At 34.9% G+C, this 15,746-nt stretch carries 19 protein-coding genes, 2 tRNA genes and 3 pseudogenes; 10 read left to right on the forward strand and 14 right to left on the reverse strand.

Annotated elements, in window-relative coordinates; all coding sequences use genetic code 11:
- Nucleotides 1-33 precede the first annotated feature (33 nt).
- Nucleotides 34-619 (forward strand): annotated as a pseudogene (locus AAGD84_RS03130) (DUF6444 domain-containing protein); the annotation flags it as partial.
- 7 nt (nt 620-626) lie between these two features.
- On the opposite strand, the pseudogene AAGD84_RS03135 reads toward AAGD84_RS03130, so the two are convergent.
- Nucleotides 627-2,025: pseudogene (locus AAGD84_RS03135) on the reverse strand (IS4 family transposase).
- An 81-nt stretch (nt 2,026-2,106) separates the two neighbouring features.
- Between AAGD84_RS03135 and AAGD84_RS03140 the strand changes: the two are divergent.
- The 5 genes and pseudogenes from AAGD84_RS03140 to AAGD84_RS03160 form a co-directional block, all read left to right on the forward strand.
- Nucleotides 2,107-2,328: pseudogene (locus tag AAGD84_RS03140) on the forward strand (tRNA pseudouridine(55) synthase TruB); the annotation flags it as partial.
- Between the two features lie 317 nt (nt 2,329-2,645).
- A complete protein-coding gene (locus AAGD84_RS03145; RefSeq protein WP_341811335.1) occupies nt 2,646-2,780 on the forward strand; it encodes a hypothetical protein in 135 nt (44 codons plus the stop codon).
- Between the two features lie 71 nt (nt 2,781-2,851).
- The gene (locus AAGD84_RS03150) at nt 2,852-3,181 is read left to right on the forward strand and encodes a transposase (RefSeq protein ID WP_007548762.1); all 330 of its coding nucleotides are present in this window, start codon (nt 2,852-2,854) and stop codon (nt 3,179-3,181) included.
- Nucleotides 3,165-3,365, forward strand: a complete 201-nt coding sequence (locus tag AAGD84_RS03155) for a hypothetical protein (protein WP_010082383.1) — start codon at nt 3,165-3,167, stop codon at nt 3,363-3,365. Before AAGD84_RS03150 ends, AAGD84_RS03155 begins: the two co-directional genes overlap by 17 nt.
- Before the next feature lie 19 nt (nt 3,366-3,384).
- Nucleotides 3,385-3,792 carry a transposase gene (locus AAGD84_RS03160; protein WP_007548764.1) on the forward strand — a complete coding sequence of 136 codons (408 nt, stop codon included), beginning with the start codon at nt 3,385-3,387 and terminating at the stop codon, nt 3,790-3,792.
- A gap of 382 nt (nt 3,793-4,174) precedes the next feature.
- Here AAGD84_RS03160 and AAGD84_RS03165 read toward each other — a convergent pair whose 3' ends face one another.
- The 3 genes from AAGD84_RS03165 to AAGD84_RS03175 all read right to left on the reverse strand — a co-directional run bounded on the left by AAGD84_RS03165 (nt 4,175) and on the right by AAGD84_RS03175 (nt 6,132).
- The gene (locus tag AAGD84_RS03165; RefSeq protein WP_341818134.1) at nt 4,175-5,050 is read right to left on the reverse strand and encodes a tetratricopeptide repeat protein; all 876 of its coding nucleotides are present in this window, start codon (nt 5,048-5,050) and stop codon (nt 4,175-4,177) included.
- Nucleotides 5,051-5,218: 168 nt separating this feature from the next.
- On the reverse strand, nt 5,219-5,608 hold the full coding sequence (locus AAGD84_RS03170) for a DUF1284 domain-containing protein (RefSeq protein WP_209472357.1): 390 nt from the start codon (nt 5,606-5,608) through the stop codon (nt 5,219-5,221).
- Nucleotides 5,605-6,132: a biotin transporter BioY gene (locus tag AAGD84_RS03175; protein WP_264723036.1), complete on the reverse strand. Its 528-nt coding sequence runs from the start codon at nt 6,130-6,132 to the stop codon at nt 5,605-5,607. The genes AAGD84_RS03170 and AAGD84_RS03175 overlap by 4 nt, the downstream gene beginning before the upstream one ends.
- 85 nt (nt 6,133-6,217) lie before the next feature.
- Between AAGD84_RS03175 and AAGD84_RS03180 the strand changes: the two genes are divergently transcribed.
- Both AAGD84_RS03180 and dapF read left to right on the forward strand, forming a co-directional pair.
- Nucleotides 6,218-6,805, forward strand: a complete 588-nt coding sequence (locus AAGD84_RS03180) for a nitroreductase family protein (protein ID WP_264723473.1) — start codon at nt 6,218-6,220, stop codon at nt 6,803-6,805.
- The gene (dapF, locus tag AAGD84_RS03185) at nt 6,786-7,574 is read left to right on the forward strand and encodes a diaminopimelate epimerase (RefSeq protein WP_341818135.1); all 789 of its coding nucleotides are present in this window, start codon (nt 6,786-6,788) and stop codon (nt 7,572-7,574) included. The genes AAGD84_RS03180 and dapF overlap by 20 nt, the downstream gene beginning before the upstream one ends.
- 8 nt (nt 7,575-7,582) lie before the next feature.
- Here the strand turns inward: dapF and sucD are convergent, their stop codons facing one another.
- From sucD to AAGD84_RS03215, 6 genes are all read right to left on the reverse strand, one after another.
- Nucleotides 7,583-8,458: a succinate--CoA ligase subunit alpha gene (sucD, locus tag AAGD84_RS03190; RefSeq protein WP_341818136.1), complete on the reverse strand. Its 876-nt coding sequence runs from the start codon at nt 8,456-8,458 to the stop codon at nt 7,583-7,585.
- A 3-nt stretch (nt 8,459-8,461) separates the two neighbouring features.
- The gene (gene sucC / locus AAGD84_RS03195; RefSeq protein WP_265038204.1) at nt 8,462-9,613 is read right to left on the reverse strand and encodes an ADP-forming succinate--CoA ligase subunit beta; all 1,152 of its coding nucleotides are present in this window, start codon (nt 9,611-9,613) and stop codon (nt 8,462-8,464) included.
- A 37-nt stretch (nt 9,614-9,650) separates the two neighbouring features.
- Nucleotides 9,651-9,851: a 30S ribosomal protein S21 gene (gene rpsU, locus AAGD84_RS03200; RefSeq protein ID WP_006279819.1), complete on the reverse strand. Its 201-nt coding sequence runs from the start codon at nt 9,849-9,851 to the stop codon at nt 9,651-9,653.
- A 199-nt stretch (nt 9,852-10,050) separates the two neighbouring features.
- Nucleotides 10,051-10,124: transfer RNA gene (locus tag AAGD84_RS03205), tRNA-Pro, on the reverse strand.
- A gap of 218 nt (nt 10,125-10,342) precedes the next feature.
- Nucleotides 10,343-11,029, reverse strand: a complete 687-nt coding sequence (locus tag AAGD84_RS03210) for a 16S rRNA (uracil(1498)-N(3))-methyltransferase (protein WP_006279818.1) — start codon at nt 11,027-11,029, stop codon at nt 10,343-10,345.
- 28 nt (nt 11,030-11,057) lie between these two features.
- A tRNA-Glu gene (locus AAGD84_RS03215) sits at nt 11,058-11,129 on the reverse strand.
- A gap of 190 nt (nt 11,130-11,319) precedes the next feature.
- On the opposite strand from AAGD84_RS03215, the gene AAGD84_RS03220 reads away from it, so the two are divergent.
- Nucleotides 11,320-12,645, forward strand: a complete 1,326-nt coding sequence (locus AAGD84_RS03220) for an IS4 family transposase (protein WP_341817859.1) — start codon at nt 11,320-11,322, stop codon at nt 12,643-12,645.
- Here the strand turns inward: AAGD84_RS03220 and AAGD84_RS03225 are convergent.
- Nucleotides 12,632-13,000: a hypothetical protein gene (locus AAGD84_RS03225; RefSeq protein WP_341818137.1), complete on the reverse strand. Its 369-nt coding sequence runs from the start codon at nt 12,998-13,000 to the stop codon at nt 12,632-12,634. The genes AAGD84_RS03220 and AAGD84_RS03225 overlap by 14 nt on opposite strands.
- Nucleotides 13,001-13,050: 50 nt before the next feature.
- Nucleotides 13,051-13,692, reverse strand: coding sequence for a hypothetical protein (locus AAGD84_RS03230; RefSeq protein WP_341818138.1), 642 nt, complete (start codon nt 13,690-13,692; stop codon nt 13,051-13,053).
- A gap of 49 nt (nt 13,693-13,741) precedes the next feature.
- Here AAGD84_RS03230 and AAGD84_RS03235 point away from each other — a divergent pair.
- Nucleotides 13,742-14,601 (forward strand): IS630 family transposase gene (locus AAGD84_RS03235; RefSeq protein WP_264705388.1). Its coding sequence is split into 2 segments (ribosomal slippage): nt 13,742-14,066 and nt 14,066-14,601, totalling 861 coding nucleotides; the frame shifts between segments, so codons are not numbered across the junction.
- Nucleotides 14,602-14,626: 25 nt separating this feature from the next.
- Here the strand turns inward: AAGD84_RS03235 and AAGD84_RS03240 are convergent.
- A complete protein-coding gene (locus AAGD84_RS03240) occupies nt 14,627-14,800 on the reverse strand; it encodes a hypothetical protein (protein ID WP_341818139.1) in 174 nt (57 codons plus the stop codon).
- A gap of 81 nt (nt 14,801-14,881) precedes the next feature.
- On the reverse strand, nt 14,882-15,706 hold the full coding sequence (gene hemF / locus AAGD84_RS03245; protein ID WP_264723038.1) for an oxygen-dependent coproporphyrinogen oxidase: 825 nt from the start codon (nt 15,704-15,706) through the stop codon (nt 14,882-14,884).
- Nucleotides 15,707-15,746: the final 40 nt, after the last annotated feature.

Below are 15,746 nucleotides of genomic sequence, written 5' to 3' on the forward strand. Positions count from 1 at the left end.
GGAGAGGTGACTTTCCTCACTTAGATAACTAATGTGGTAAACCTTTTAGAACTTTGCAAAAATTTACAGCAAAAAATAGAAAAACTGAAAGCAGAGATAGAAAACTTAAAAGCAGAAAATAAAGCTTTAAAGATAGAGAACGCTGAATTAAAGGAAAGGCTCGGTTTAAATTCAAAAAACTCATCCCTGCCCAGCTCAAAAGAGCTATACAAAATAAAAAAGGACAAGCCAAAAAGCGAAAGGAATGTTGGCGATCAGGTTGGGCATAAAGGAAATTTTCATGCCACAATGGAAGCGGATAAAGTAGTAAAAATAGAGTTGCCTAATATTTGCGAATGCGGAGGAGAGCTTGTAATATGCGAAAAACCTTATGTTCACCAAAAAGTTGATCTTCCGGAAATTAGGCCTTATGTAGTAATTGGAACATGGTCGTTGTTGGAGATGCAGAAAAAGAAAAAGTAGCAAGTTACCAGAAGGTGTTACGCCAGATACATTTGGTCCAAGGGTTAAGTCTATAATTGCAGCACTCAGCGGATTTTACAAAAACTCAAAGCGTGAAGTGGCTAGTATCATAAATGACATTTTTAATTTGAACATAAGTGTTGGCAGCATATCAAATCTTACTATTACCCACAAATATGAGGTTCGTGAGCAAGTCGCCATCCTTCTGCTAAATCAAAGAGACGTTTATATCCTTTCCAAAGAGTAATTGGTCCTGGTTTTGGGTCATTTTTTCTTGCTAAATGGCCTCCAAGTTCATGAAACAGCTTCTTTTATGTTGGGAACTACACTTGGACATGGTTTTCTGTGTATTTTAACGTATAAAACTTTCCATTCTTCTTCAGCTAATAAGGTAGTACATGGTAATGTTGGGTTAGCTCTTGCAATTGATGTAATAAAGAAGATCCTCCAAGCAATAATACTCATAACTGTTAGATATCTCATTAGTCTTTCTGCTATTCCAAGCCTACATTCTTCAACTTTGAGACCGAATTTAAAATTTTATGTAATATCTCTATTTTCCATCTAAGGCAATACCAACTAATTTTTTCAACAGCTTCATCGAAAGTATTAACTGAAAGATTCGTTAATAGCATCCATTCTAGCGGTTTTTTTTAAGGGAAGGGGAGTTTTCTCAACAACATAAACTGCATAAAGTGGTAATTTAGGTAGTTCTTCCGTCTTATGCCTAATATTATTCTTAGATGGATTCATCATAAACTTTCCAAATCTAACTTCCAAACGTGCTGTTCTTTTTGGCTTATTATCTTTTACAGGAACTTCAACTTCTACCGTACCTGCACAATGAGAGGATTTAATAAATGCCCATAACTTCTGCTCACCTTTTTCAGGATATCGAGATTTTCTATTTACTGCTCTATCTCTGCATGCTCTAACTAGCACTGCCGAATTAAGATTATGTGCAAGCTCAAAAAAGTCATATATATCTGCTTCTCTATCGCATACAGTTGTAGTCTCAGTTTGAGTTGGATCAATAATATTATTTGTTTTTCTTAAAGTTTCCAACCACTTTACGCTTTCTTTATCTTCAATGCGATCGCTCTTTTTTTTAAGGTTCTCAGTTTCTTCAGGTCTTGAATAAACTTTTTGATCTAGTATCCCTAGTACCAAACCTTCTATACTAACGGCAAGAGCTGTATGCATTATAATACCTTTTGCAGTATCATAACTGGACAAATTTGCTAATCCGCTTGTTTTTTTATGGTTATTATATACAATGTAACTGGTATCTTGAATGACAAGAACCCTCTTGTGAGCTTTTGTTCTCTCAACCGTCTTATTAATATGTGTAGCTAAAATATCACTTTCTTTTACATTCTCATTTTGAAAAAAACGGTATGCTGCTTTTGCTTCTGACCAACTTCCGCATGCCTCATTAATTGAGCTTTCAGGTAAACTTATCAAACTATCAGCAATCTTTACTAATCGGTCAGTTAATCTTTTATCTCCAAGTACAGCATCTCCAAATTCATTTTTAGCCCATTCATTACTCTCGTTTGCCATTTTTATACCCTCAATATTTGCAAACTTTAATATTGTAATACTTTATTTATAAGTACATTTATATTTGTGGGTAATAGTAAGATAAATAATAGTGCAAATTTTTCTATGATATGCGGTAGTGGTGTATATGTAAGATCAATTGCTCGTGATCTTGGAATTGCATTAAATTGTTTTGGACATATTACAAAATTAAGAAGAACTATGGTAGGTGACTTTAGAGAAAATGAATCAGTGACAATTGAGCAACTTACTAAAAAAAACACAACAACTTACTCTCCGATGTCATCCCAGTGCTTGACACTGGGATGGCTTTGTTGCATCGCTACTTATGAAAGGCTAACTATAGTTAGGATTATAAGCAACCTATTGAAAATCTTGTTTTTTTGCAATCAATCTGATCAAATTTAAGAATAGTAATTTGTTATTTATATTAATAAATTTAATTCTATTGAAAATAGCTAAAGCATTGAAATTCTTGAATTTTAGCCGGATTGATAAATGGTAGTGAAATTTCTTTTACTCAAATTTAGGTATTCATTGACCGTTCTTGTTATAAATACCAGAATAATAAGCTACTGATATTCCCTATCTTTTTTATCTTTAATCCATCATAGCTAGCGATGCAACAAAGCCCACTGGGATCCAGATATACAAATACTTACAAATCATGTAATGGACAAAAGATTCTAGGAGCATATGTCAAAAACAATGTTCGTGATGAAATAGGCTGGATCCCAGTGGGCTTTGTTGCATAGCAACTGAAAAAATCTGGTGGCTACTGACAAAATTCATTATAAAATAGCCATTTAACCTTGAAAGAAAAAATATGCCACAAAAAATGAGGGTCAGTAACCATAGCGAATATAACAAATTTCTAGAAAAAAGAGGAAATATTTTTCATTATATCAACGAAGCCATAGAAAAGTGGTACGAGAATGGTCCAAAAATACCAGGTGGCAACAATATTTATAGCGATAAAGTTGTAATTTTGGTGCACATAATAACTTGTTTATTTAGAATAGGCCTGAGGCAAACAGTTGGGTTTATAGCAGGATACCTTGAGCAAATTGGGAAAAATTTGCAAGTTATCAGCTATTCACAATCATCAAGAAGGTTTAAGAAACTCAATATTAAGATCAATGATTGCAGAAAATAATATGGAAGATATCGAAATTGCTATAGACAGTACAGGAATTAGTATATACAACAACACTCCTGGTCATAGCAAAGAAAATAGCGAAGATAGAAAGTATCGCAGCTATGAACAGACAAGAAAATTGCATGTAATGTTGAATACAAACAGCAAAAAAGCCATAGCTGTAAAATACAGTAACGGCTGATCACTATGGAGCTTGTGATTTGCTAAAAGAAGTCGATTTTCAGTATGTCATAAAAGTACTATATGCAGATAGGGCATATGACAGAGAAAAGCTCTATAAGCTGTGTAATCAATATGGTATAAAAACGAAAATTCCTCCGAAAAACAACGCAGCAGAGCATCCAAAGTTAGACTATATGGCTGAGAGAAATTCTGCAGTCAAGCTCATAAAGTCATATGATGAAGATGGTATAAAGAAGTGGAAAAAAGAGATGAGTTATGGAAAAAGATCTTATATAGAAAGTTTTTTCTCGCGACTGAAACAAACATTCGGGTTTAGTTTTAGGAATAAATCTGAGACAAATAGAGAGAAGGAACTACTTGTTAAATGCTATTTGCTCAATAAGTTCACTGATATTGGTATGGCTAAATTTGAGATAGCTTCATAAATTTATTGTGCGTTACCTACTATCCGAAGAGCGATGCAACAAAGCCCACTGTGATCCAGAAAAAAGAATGGTGTCATTCCAGTGCTTGACACTGGAATCCAGCTTTTTCATAATCATTAAAACGTTGTATTTTTACATAAAACAGCTATTTTTATGCTCGCCAACTTAATAAAATTCCTGGATCCCAGTGTCAAGCACTGGGATGACACCCTCCTGATGGGCCAAAATCACAATGTTCGTACAGTTATGCATTTGTTGTGCAAATTACCTTTGCAAACAAATGTTCGTACAGCTGTGTGTCACACACTTTGCTTCAATATTTGCACATTAGCCACTCCCTTGAACAGATACGATAAATTAGCTTTAGGTAAGCTATAAGCTTTTATGAAATCTTTGAGTGCGTGCTGTGAAGTTTTATAAATTTTAGTCTTGCTGTCACTTTGTATAAAGGTATTTTTTCACTCACATCTTTCGAAGTTGTAGCCATGTTTAACAACTTTAAGTAGAATATTGTAGCATTTTGAAAATCTGAAAGTTTATCTAGAATAACAGCTAAATTATAAGTATAAAAAATATTGTTTTCATCGAGGGAAATAGCAGTTATCATATACTCTTTACCTTTTACATAATCCTCCTTTTTCATATAGATCAGACCTAAATTTGCTAATAAAGGAGCATAATTTTTATGTATATCATACAATTTTAACATTTCACTCAACGCCAGATCAGGATCATATTGTGAGATTATCGTCAGAAAATTTTTTAATATGTAAGGGTTACTAGGGTGTTCTTTTAACAGTCTTGTGTAAATCTCTACAGCTTTTTTGTATTCTTTATTAGCGTAATAAATATTTCCCAATCCAATTAAAGCATTTTTATGATAAGGAAACTTTGCAATGATCTGATTAAGGAGAGAAATAGCTGTTTCATTATCTCCTGATTCAAAGGAATCTTTTGCTTTTTTTAAAGTAGAGTATATGTCAAAACTCTTGCCAGAATTCTGCGCAATTTTGATGTTAAATTTATCACTTTTTCTCTCAATAACATCAAGATCTTTATATTTTTTATCAGCTTTTATATGCTTGACAACACTATCAAAGGCCTTCTGTATCTCCAAATTTTCACTAGCATAGGTAACAGAAGACCTCCATAAAATCACAACGCAAATTAACATGCAGATAAACATAGGTCCTAGTGTTGTGGCATTGGCTGCAGCGTGTAACCAGTAAACCTTATTTCTTTGAGCTATATGCAACACATTACAAATTCATAAATGCTAAATTACCTATCTCATACAATAATAAAGATATTATTAATTAGCGGGACGAACATGCTGTGTAGCCTTTCAGAATGCATTTATCTTTTGTCTTCCATATTTCGCTTTATTTCCACAAAAATGCTTCAATTTATCTTAACATTTTGTCAACTACCTTTGTAGATTTAAAAGGGCATTTTTACATATTCCATATGGCTGCCAGTTGCACCCCTCACATGCGTACTCGAATTTCTCTAAAGACATTTTCTCCCTAATCTTTTCTACCGCTTCACTCCAGGTCAAAGTCTCGCCAATTTTAATTCCTAAAATTTCCATATGCCTTCTATCTAGCTCTAAAACTTTAGCTTGTGTGGTGCATTTACCTTGTTTAGTCTGATTTGGACAAGCACTACAGATATTATCAAGGTTACCAACTACTTCGATTTGAGTACTAATTACTTTGCTTGCTATCCTTTTATAATTTTCTACAAAACCCTGAGAATACCCATATCCCCGAAACGCGAGGGTGCACATAAAATGATGAGGGCGAAATTTTATCATTTTTTCAAATATTGCAAAGCTGCTACAAGTAGAAAAATTTTTATCAAACCAGGAAGGATAAATGGTAAAACACCCACCATTATTGCTTGTTCCAGACCCAAGTAAACAGCAAGCCAACTAACACCACAAATAAAGATTGTAACTGTACCAGCCAGACAACTTAAAGAATTACATACAAATGATTTATACTTAGAGTTCAGTAATTCATTTACTTTGCTCATTACCATAACAGCAGCTAAACAGCCAATTAAATATCCACCGGTTGGTCCAAGAAGAGCGTGATAACCACCAGAAAAATTCGCAAGAACAGGCAATCCTGCTGCACCAAGTGATAGATATGTAAGCACAGAATAGAATGCTGTTCTGCGGTTAAATTTAAGCCCAATAAGCATTACTCCTAAAGTTTGCAATGTGATAGGCACAGGCTGCAATGGTATGCTTATTTGAGCCATCAAGAATAAAAGTAAAACGCAAGACAATATTTCAGCCAGTGTTGATCTGCTGCTAGATTGTGTTATAAACATACCTTCCCAATAAAAATAACTTATTAAATGTAATATATGTGTATGAGAGGTTTTGCAATTTAAATTTTGCTTATATTGTGCTACAATGCATTATTTATGCACTATTAAATTAAAAATGATGAGTAAACAAGATCTATTATCGTTGATGAAAGCAAGACACAGCGGACGTTCATACGATCCTACAAGAGCAATATCTCAGGAAGACATGGATATTTTAATGGAAGCTGTAAGGCTGACTCCCTCATGTTTTGGTGATGAACCCTGGAGATACGTAATATGCAACAAACAGAACAATCAAAGCGCATGGGAAAAGCTGCTAAATTGCCTTGATGAATCTAATCAAAAATGGGCAAAAGATGCACAAGTGTTAATCATATCTTTAAGTGCTAAAAACTTCCGTAAACAAGGTAAAGGAGAAAATCTTTGGGCTAATCATGATACTGGTGCAGCAAATTATGGACTTATGTTACAAGCTGCAGTTATGAACTTAATGGCCCATCAAATGGGTGGATTTGATAGAGATAAAATAGTGAAAGAGTTCAATATACCCAATGACTTTAACGTAATGTCAGTGATAGCGGTTGGTTACGAAGAAGAGGGTGCTGAAACAAGTAAGAAGAAAAGAAGACCAATAGAAGAAATATTTTTTTATGATGAGTGGCCAAAATTCTGAAAATTTTATCAAAATGCACGGCACTGGTAACAATTTTGTTATCATAGACTCACGTTCAACAAACAATTTAGACTGGAACCATAGACAAATTGCTGATCAAAGCAGTTGTGATCAAGTGATAATTATAACAATGTCTAATGCTGCAGACTGTTTTATGCATATCTATAATGCTGATGGCAGTCGAGCTGAAATGTGCGGAAACGCAGCACGCTGTGTTGGATATTTGATAATGTCAGAAAAAGGTGCTGAATACTCCATTATTGAGCTAACAAGCAAACGCATTTTAGAGTGTTTTAAAGTGGGTGATAAATCCATAAAGGTTAACATGGGTAAACCTTTGCTAAAATGGCATGAAATTCCCTTGTCTACTGAGTGTGACACTCTTCACTTACCTATAGAGCTTGAAATGCTAAAAGATCCTGTTGCAGTAAATATTGGCAATCCTCACATAGTTTTTTTTGTTGATAACATAAGTGAAATACCATTGCGAAATTTAGGACCAAAGCTAGAAAATCACGCATTATTTCCTCGGAAAATTAATGTTAGTATTGCACAAGTTGAAAAGTCTGGAGAAATAGCTTTAAGAGTTTGGGAAAGAGGTACAGGCATTACTGCATCATGCGGTAGTGCAGCCTGTGCAGCACTTGTTGCATCCACACTACGTGGATATCTGGTTGCCCAACAGACTTCAGTAAATTTACCAGGAGGCAAGTTATTAATCGAATGGACAAATAACGTATTCATGACCGGTGATATAGGGTTTTTGTGACCCTAATTCTAGTGATGCATTACTTCCAATACCTTCTTACCAATTACTGCAGGGGTTTCAGCAATTGCGATCCCGGCACTCCGCATAACTTCTAGTTTTGCACCAGCACTTCCACCGCTGGAGGAGATGATTGCTCCAGCGTGTCCCATACGTCTTCCTGGAGGTGCCGTTTGGCCTGCTACAAAACCAACGATTGGCTTTTTAGTTTTTTCTGTTTTCACAAAATGTGATACATCTTCTTCTTCGTTTCCACCTATTTCACCAATAACTACAATACCATGAGTATCGTCATCTTTTAAAAAGAGCTCCATACAGTCAACAAATGTCATACCATGAATTGGATCCCCCCCAATTCCGATACACGTGGATTGACCAAGACCAACAGCGGTTGTTTGTGCTACTGCCTCGTAAGTTAAAGTTCCGGAGCGAGACATAATTCCTATGTGTCCATGCTTATGGATATGGCCAGGCATAATTCCTATTTTGCATTCTTCAGGTGTAATAATTCCCGGACAGTTGGGACCAATCAATCGACTTTTTGAGCCGATAAGCGCACGCTTAACTTTCACCATATCAAGTATAGGAATGCCCTCTGTAATACAAATTATCAATTCTATTTTTGCATCTATTGCTTCAAGTATTGCAGCAGCAGCAAATTTAGCAGGTACATATATAACTGTAGCATTTGCACCGGTTTTTTCTTTGGCTTCTGCTACAGTATTAAAAACCGGTAAATTAAGGTGAGTGCTACCACCCTTTCCAGGAGTTACACCTCCCACCATTTTCGTTCCGTAATCAATTGCTTGCTCTGAATGAAATGTGCCTTGTGCACCAGTAAAACCCTGGCATATTAATCTTGTATCTTTGTTTACTAAAACGGACATGCTTTATTTTACCTCTTTTACTATCTTTTGTGCAGCATCACCCAGTTCATCTGCAGCAATAATATTTAATCCTGACTCTTCTAAGATTTTTTTTCCTTCTTCAAAATTAGTACCTGATAATCTAACCACTAGAGGAACTTTAATGCTCATTTCTTTTGCAGCCGCAACAATTCCACTTGCGATAATATCGCAACGCATTATACCACCAAATATGTTAACCAGAATTCCTTTTACGTTGCTATCAGACAATATGATTTTAAATGCTTCAGTTACAGTTTCTTTACTCGCTCCACCACCAACATCCAAAAAGTTAGCAGGCTCTGCTCCGTAGTATTTTATTATATCCATTGTTGCCATAGCAAGACCTGCACCGTTTACCATGCAACCAATACTGCCATCCATTTTGATGTAACTGAGCCCATATTTTGAAGCCTCTATCTCTTCTTTCACTTCTTCATCATAATCACGAAGTTCCATAATTTCTGGGTGACGATATAAAGCATTGTCATCGAAATTAATTTTCGCATCGAGCGCAATAAAATCTCCAGAGTTTGTTTCAACCAGTGGATTAATTTCAATTTGGCTCGCATCAGTTGCAATAAACGCATCATATATATTTTTTGCAACATTTGTTATTTTTTCTATTTGTTCTGGACTCAAATCAAAACTGCTGCTTAACTTGCTGCTATCAAAACTTGTAGCAGAATCAATATCAAATTTCACAATTTTTGCAGGAGAATTTTTTGCCACTTCTTCAATGTCCATTCCACCTTCTGAGGAAAATATGAATATTGGCCTACTGAGCTTCGGGTCGATTACCAGGCTTAAATAATACTCTTTCTTAATGCTTGAGCCTTCTTCAACGTACACTTTTCTTACTTGCTGCCCGCTTGGCCCTGTTTGATGAGTAACTAAAGTCATACCAATCATGTCCTTTACAAACTGTTGAGCTTCTTCAACTGACTTTGCTAGCTTTACGCCACCGGCTTTACCCCTACCACCTGCATGAATTTGAGCTTTAACTACAAACACGTCAGATTTTAATTGACTTACTTGAGTCTTTACTTCTTCCGCAGATGTAGCAACAAAACCTTTTGGCACTGGGACATTAAATTTATGCAAAACTTCTTTCGCTTGATATTCGTGAATATTCATAAAATAACCAATGATAAACTATTAACCTGAGTACAAACTACCAACCATAACGCTGCCTTCTGCACTCTTGTTGGTACCTCTTTTTTTTAGCTTCAGCTTTCTTTTTAGCTCTTTTTTCTGATTTTTTTTCATGATATTGTTTTTTCATTTTCAACCCTCTTCCTTCCTTTTGAATTGTTTTTTTCAATACTGGAAGAGCTCTGTCTACATCACCATAATGGACTGATACTTCTATCAAACTCTATACCTCCTTCGGTAATCATTTCAAAATCTATTTATAAATTAGAAAATTAACATTGTCAATTATTTTATAAACTTGAGCGTTAAAATATAATATGCCACAATTTACATGGTAAATGATGTCATTCCAGTGTCAGCTACTTGCTTACTGATGGAGATTGCTCTTATATTGCAGCGTTTTTACAATCGTACTAACATCGGGGCGGAGAGATTTGAACTCCCGACCCTTTGGTCCCAAACCAAATGCGCTACCAGGCTGCGCTACGCCCCGACTTCTTTACTCAGAGTATCAATAACTCAGGCAAAATGCAAGATTCATTTGTTTACTTTAGAAAAAATATAATATGAGATTTAATATTATCTTAGAATATGTTTTTTATTAGCTCCTCTTTAACAACAGACTGCTTCGTAGAAAGTCTACAGGGTTTTTGTGCGCGCAACACTGAACCAGATTTCTTTATGACCCAAACCTTAGTCATATTTAAAAATCTAGCTACACCAATTGGTGAAAGTGAGTGCAGCAACTACAGCAGTATCGACCCTTAAAATTCTTTTTCCTAGACTCAATTTTTGACAAAACTTATCGGCAAGATCAAGTTCATAAGATGAAAAACCACCTTCAGGGCCAACAATAATAGCAACATTTTTTTTGCCTTTCAGCACTTTGTCAGCTTTACCTGTTTCATCACACAAAACAAAATTTTTACTCTGGGAATCAGGTAACTCACAAAAGTTAATAGGAGGCAAAATCTCTGGTATACTTATCCTACCTGATTGTTCCGCTGCTTCGATTGCTTGTAATTTTGCTCTACTTAGGTTAATATTTTTTACCACTGTACGTTCCGTTGAAATAAATTGAATGCAGATTACTCCCATTTCAGTTGCCTGTCTTACTATGTTGTTCAAAGCAGCACTTTTTACCATGGCACAATACAGGTATAAATTTTCCTCATATTGCTGTTGTTTAGTGCATTCTTTGGGTGTAACTTCTGTCAATTTACGCGATATATTAACTACTTCTCCTAACCATTCTCCATCTTTTCCATTAAAAAGAGAGAGATTATCATACTTCTTAAGCCGCATTACATTGCAAATATAGTGACTTTGTTGTGGATTAAGTGCTAAACTCACGCCTTGTGATAAAGCTTCTTCAACATAGAGCCTAATTTTTCCCATTCAAAACTTTAATTATATTCTACTTGAGTGACTCTTACGGGATTTGAACCCGTGTTACCACCGTGAAAGGGTGGTGTCCTAACCACTAGACGAAAGAGTCAACTTGAATCTAACTAGGTTATATCGATTACATATATAAAGTCAATTCAATTATTTTGAATCACATAGTTAGAGGGATATATCAGTAATCTTATATCGACCATACGCGTCAAGTTAAGGAAATAAAGGTATGAAAGAGATAGAATAATAAGGTATAAGTTCTCCCAGATATACTTTTAGTGAGAGAACCAATGAATAAAATAACTTGCTTATCAAAAAAGCTCAAAGAATTTTTTAATGAAAAAGCAGAGAAAATCTCAATTACAACAAGGTTTATAAAAAGAAAGAGAAAGCTAAAAGGTTCATCATTCGTAAAAGCCATGGTCTTGGGTAATATAGGAGTTGATAATTGTAGCGTAGAAACAATGTGTCAATTACTAAACGAGGACTCGATAGATATAACAAAACAAGGTTTGGATTTTAGATTTACTGAAGAAGCAGTGGAATTTATGAAAAGGATGTATAATGAATCTGTGGTTCTCTTTAAAAATATCTTGCAAGTTGATTGCAAAATCTTACAGCAATTTAATAGTGTTAAATTATTGGACAGTAGCTATATTACTCTACCTAACAGTATGGAAGAGATGTATAAAGGTTATGGTACTAGCTACAGTGGCTATGAAAGCAATACTAAGTCTGGAATAAAGTTACAATTAGTTTTCGATTACATGAATCAGATAATAGACCAACTTAATTTAACGGAGGGAATAAGATCAGACCAGGGATATAGGAAACATTTAAGTAATATATCAAGCAATGATTTGCTAATATCTGATCTCGGTTATTTTGTGCCAAGTTCTTTTAAACAAATCAATGAAATAGGAGCTTATTTCATAAGTCGTTATAAATCCGATACCAACGTATATGATGTAGAAACAAATCAAAAAATGGAGTTATTAGAATGTTTAGAGGATAAGTTATTTTTAGAAAACGAGGTATTGTTAGGAAAAGAAGCAAAAATTAGAGTAAGAATTATATGTCAGAAACTAACTGAAGAACAGTCTATAGCCAGAAGAAGGAAAGCTAATAGATTAGCAAGATCGCAGGGATATACATCCTCTAAAAGAAATCAAAAATTGTTGAACTGGTCAATATTTATAACTAATGTTCCAGAAAATAAAATTAGTGCTGAGCAAGTATTAACGATTTACAGAGTAAGGTGGCAAATTGAGTTATTATTTAAATTGTATAAAAGCCATATCAGACTTGATAAGCTAAAAGGAAAGCCATGCAGAGTATTATGTGAACTATATGCTAAATTGTGCGCAATTCTTATATTTCACGGCATAGTTGGTTGCACAGAAGTGAAAAAGAATACAGAACTTAGCTTAACAAAGGCATTTATTGAGCTAAAAAGACGGGTTAGAGAGTTATTTTTAGTATTAACCAAGATTAATAGTTTAAAAGTATTTCTTAAAAAACTCACTATAACTTGGTCGCGATTTTCATTAAAAGACAAACGTAGAAGGGCTAGAGTATCCACTTTAACCTCTCTAAATTTGCTCACAATCTCTTAACTTGACGCGTATGCTTATATCGACAGCCTCCTATTACTCCATGCTCAATACTCACTGAACCTATCTCAGATTTAGGAGCTAATTCTAATTGTTGTTCAACTTTTGTATCGGAATCATAGCCAGAATCGTAGCCAGAATCTCTACGCTCATATTTCTGCCTTATTTCTTCTACACTAAAGCCAGCCTTGGTCTTAATTTTTTGATCATTAGTCTGTTGCTGACTTATCGACTTATTAGCACTTAGCTCATTTAGCTTCACTTGCCAATCATTCACTTTATCTTGCACTAACCCATGGCAAGTTCCAGAATTAGCTTTTATGTCTTTTGCTTTTCTTTCTGCTCTTTTCTTGGACAAATCTACCCTAGCATAAATAGGTTCTGACGACTGTTCTGGCTCTTTCTGTTTTAGGCTAGTAGGCTTTTTTGTTCTGAAAGATCATCTATAGTGCAATAAATAGGTTCTTCTGATATACTCAAATAACCACTATCTTCCAATGATAAATTTTCAGTGGATTTTTTATGTGAATCATATATTTCAGCATAAATAGATTCTTCTGATACACTCAAATAACCATTCTCCCCTAATGAGTTACTAACCTTAGCATCATACACCTCAGCGTAAATTGGCTCTTTTGAAGGCAAAGCATCATAATTAGTGCTCTTTGGCTTATACTCAAAAGTTCTAGGAGGTTTTTGAGGTGGTATTACATTGTTGTTCACCTCAGCGTACATAGTTATTGGCTCATATTCAGAGGTTCTAGGAGGTTTTTGTTGTATAGCTTCAACATTCAAATCATCTGTAGAATAATACTCTGCGCCTTTTCCTAGTAAAAAGGAAACTGTGGGGTGAAGAATTATCTCTGCTGGTAAGTTTTTCTCACTATCCAATTTTAGATTTTTTGATTCTGCTAAACTCTCAATAACACGAATTATAACATTCTTTCCATTCTCATCTATTGAGTGGATATCAGCTCCACGATTAATCAGCAATTCCATTATTTTGTGATCTGTAGCATGTCCTAAAGCCTGATTTATAGCTCTTTCCATAAAAGTCTGGATGTGATAGGATAAGGGTAGATGATGATAAGGAGGTTGAATGCCAGCAGCATATAGTTATGATTTAAGAAAAAAAGCAATGGAAGCGCTAGACGAAGGAGAAAGCAGAGAAACAGTGGCAGCAAGATTTAAGATTGGACGAACTACTTTATGGGAGTGGCAGCAAAGAAGAAAAGAAACAGGAGACTTTCAATCAAAAAAACTTGGAAATGGGGGTTACAATCACAAAATTACCGACTGGGATACCTTTGCCAAATTTGCCAGAGAACACGGAGGAAAGACTCTATCGGAAATGGCTAAACTTTGGAACAACGTTAGTATCCAAACGATCTATCGAGCCCTTAAAAAAATTGGATTTACGCGCAAAAAAAGACATATGGATACAAGGAAAGAAACGAAGAAAAACGTGCTGAATTTTTGAAAATTATAGCGACAAAAGAACCTAAAAACTTAGTGTATATAGATGAGTCTGGCATTGATAACACCGAAGACTACCCCTACGGATATTGCCAGAAAGGACAGCGGTTTTATGCCTTAAAATCTGGAAAGAAAACTCAACGAATCAGTATGGTTGCAGCCTTAAGTGGAAGAAAGATAGTTGTTCCGTTAACCTTTGAAGGCCACTGTAATATGGATGTTTTTAATGGATGGTTTGAGCAATTTTTGACACCGATCTTGGAACCTGGACAGACTGTCATTCTTGACAATGCTACTTTTCATAAGTCTGATAAGATTATCGAGCTTGCTAAAGGGGTTGGTGCAGAAATTTTGTATCTGCCGCCTTATTCTCCAGATTTCAACAAAATTGAGCATCATTGGTTTGCTATAAAAAACAGAGCCAGGAAAAACATTCCTCTATTCGAATCCTTTCGTCGTGCTGTTGATTCTGCCTTCCTATGACCTGTTCGGACTATTATGAGAAATGCTATAAAGCTTGATTATTATTTATATCAAATGATCCTGTATTCTTGAGAGACATAGTCTTTGAAAAGAATTTTCTAAAACTATTTAATGCATTATAGAGAATTAGAGTCAGTTTAACACCTTTTATATCATTGTTTTTGACAGATTTAATTAAAAAATTATCTATTATGCCCATGATTATACCCCCTATATAAAAGCTCACTACCATGGTACAATTTTAAACTATGATGATTTATTTTCTACTAATAGCAGCTCTCTATAACCACTTAACAAGTGGTGGCATTGACATCATAATTGCATCTGGATTGCCGTCAGTCATTAAACCAAACCTTGTGCCACGATCGTATAACAGATTGAATTCTACATATCTGCCACGTTTTATTAATTGATTTTCTCGTTGTTCTTTTGTCCAAGATTTTTGTATATGTTTACGTATGATGTGCAAATAAATTTCCAAAAAGACTTCACCTACTGCTTTTGTGAACTCAAAATCGTTTTCCCAGTTGCCAGAACTCAGATTATCATAGAAAATGCCACCAATACCACGTGGCTCTTTTCTGTGTTGTAAGAAAAAATAATTGTCACATTGCTCTTTAAATTTTGGATAATATCCGGTGTCAAATCTATCACATGTCATTTTGATTGATTCATGGATATACTTGCAATCTTCTTCATTTTTATATATTGGCGTAAAATCCATTCCTCCACCAAACCATTGTTTTGAAGTATATATCAGCCTTGTGTTCATATGTGCTGCAGGGATAAGGGGCGATTGCATATGAGACACTAAAGATATACCGCTTGCCCAGAACTCTCCGTTACTTTCACTTGCACCAGGAATTTCATTAATGGCTGAATCTGCAAATTTTCCGTGTACTTTTGAAACGTTTACTCCAACTTTTTCAAAAACATTACCAAAAATAATTGTAGATTCACCACCTCCACCACCTGGGCGATCCCACTTTCTCTTTTCGATCTTTGGCTCTGCGGATGATTGTTTTTCAATTAATAAGAAAGATTCTATGATCTTATCTCTTAGTGCACAGAACCATTTAAATGCTTGTGTTTTTTGTTTTTCCATAATATCCTCTTACTAGCTTATTAACATTGTTGTATCTGAT

This window comes from Wolbachia endosymbiont (group A) of Andrena fulva (genome assembly GCF_964026815.1).
Taxonomy (GTDB): Bacteria; Pseudomonadota; Alphaproteobacteria; order Rickettsiales; family Anaplasmataceae; genus Wolbachia; species Wolbachia pipientis.

Bases quoted from the DNA above. Each gene is read 5' to 3' on its own strand.
- AAGD84_RS03180 (WP_264723473.1), top strand. From the start codon at position 6,218: ATGCATTATTTATGCACTATTAAATTAAAAATGATGAGTAAACAAGAT.
- AAGD84_RS03220 (WP_341817859.1), top strand. From the start codon at position 11,320: ATGAATAAAATAACTTGCTTATCAAAAAAGCTCAAAGAATTTTTTAAT.
- AAGD84_RS03170 (WP_209472357.1), bottom strand. From the start codon at position 5,608: ATGATAAAATTTCGCCCTCATCATTTTATGTGCACCCTCGCGTTTCGG.
- AAGD84_RS03230 (WP_341818138.1), bottom strand. From the start codon at position 13,692: ATGGAAAGAGCTATAAATCAGGCTTTAGGACATGCTACAGATCACAAA.
- AAGD84_RS03240 (WP_341818139.1), bottom strand. From the start codon at position 14,800: ATGGGCATAATAGATAATTTTTTAATTAAATCTGTCAAAAACAATGAT.
- AAGD84_RS03175 (WP_264723036.1), bottom strand. From the start codon at position 6,132: ATGTTTATAACACAATCTAGCAGCAGATCAACACTGGCTGAAATATTG.
- hemF (WP_264723038.1), bottom strand. From the start codon at position 15,706: ATGGAAAAACAAAAAACACAAGCATTTAAATGGTTCTGTGCACTAAGA.
- AAGD84_RS03150 (WP_007548762.1), top strand. From the start codon at position 2,852: ATGCCACAAAAAATGAGGGTCAGTAACCATAGCGAATATAACAAATTT.
- AAGD84_RS03210 (WP_006279818.1), bottom strand. From the start codon at position 11,029: ATGGGAAAAATTAGGCTCTATGTTGAAGAAGCTTTATCACAAGGCGTG.
- AAGD84_RS03155 (WP_010082383.1), top strand. From the start codon at position 3,165: ATGATTGCAGAAAATAATATGGAAGATATCGAAATTGCTATAGACAGT.
- AAGD84_RS03145 (WP_341811335.1), top strand. From the start codon at position 2,646: ATGCAACAAAGCCCACTGGGATCCAGATATACAAATACTTACAAATCA.
- dapF (WP_341818135.1), top strand. From the start codon at position 6,786: ATGAGTGGCCAAAATTCTGAAAATTTTATCAAAATGCACGGCACTGGT.
- sucD (WP_341818136.1), bottom strand. From the start codon at position 8,458: ATGTCCGTTTTAGTAAACAAAGATACAAGATTAATATGCCAGGGTTTT.
- sucC (WP_265038204.1), bottom strand. From the start codon at position 9,613: ATGAATATTCACGAATATCAAGCGAAAGAAGTTTTGCATAAATTTAAT.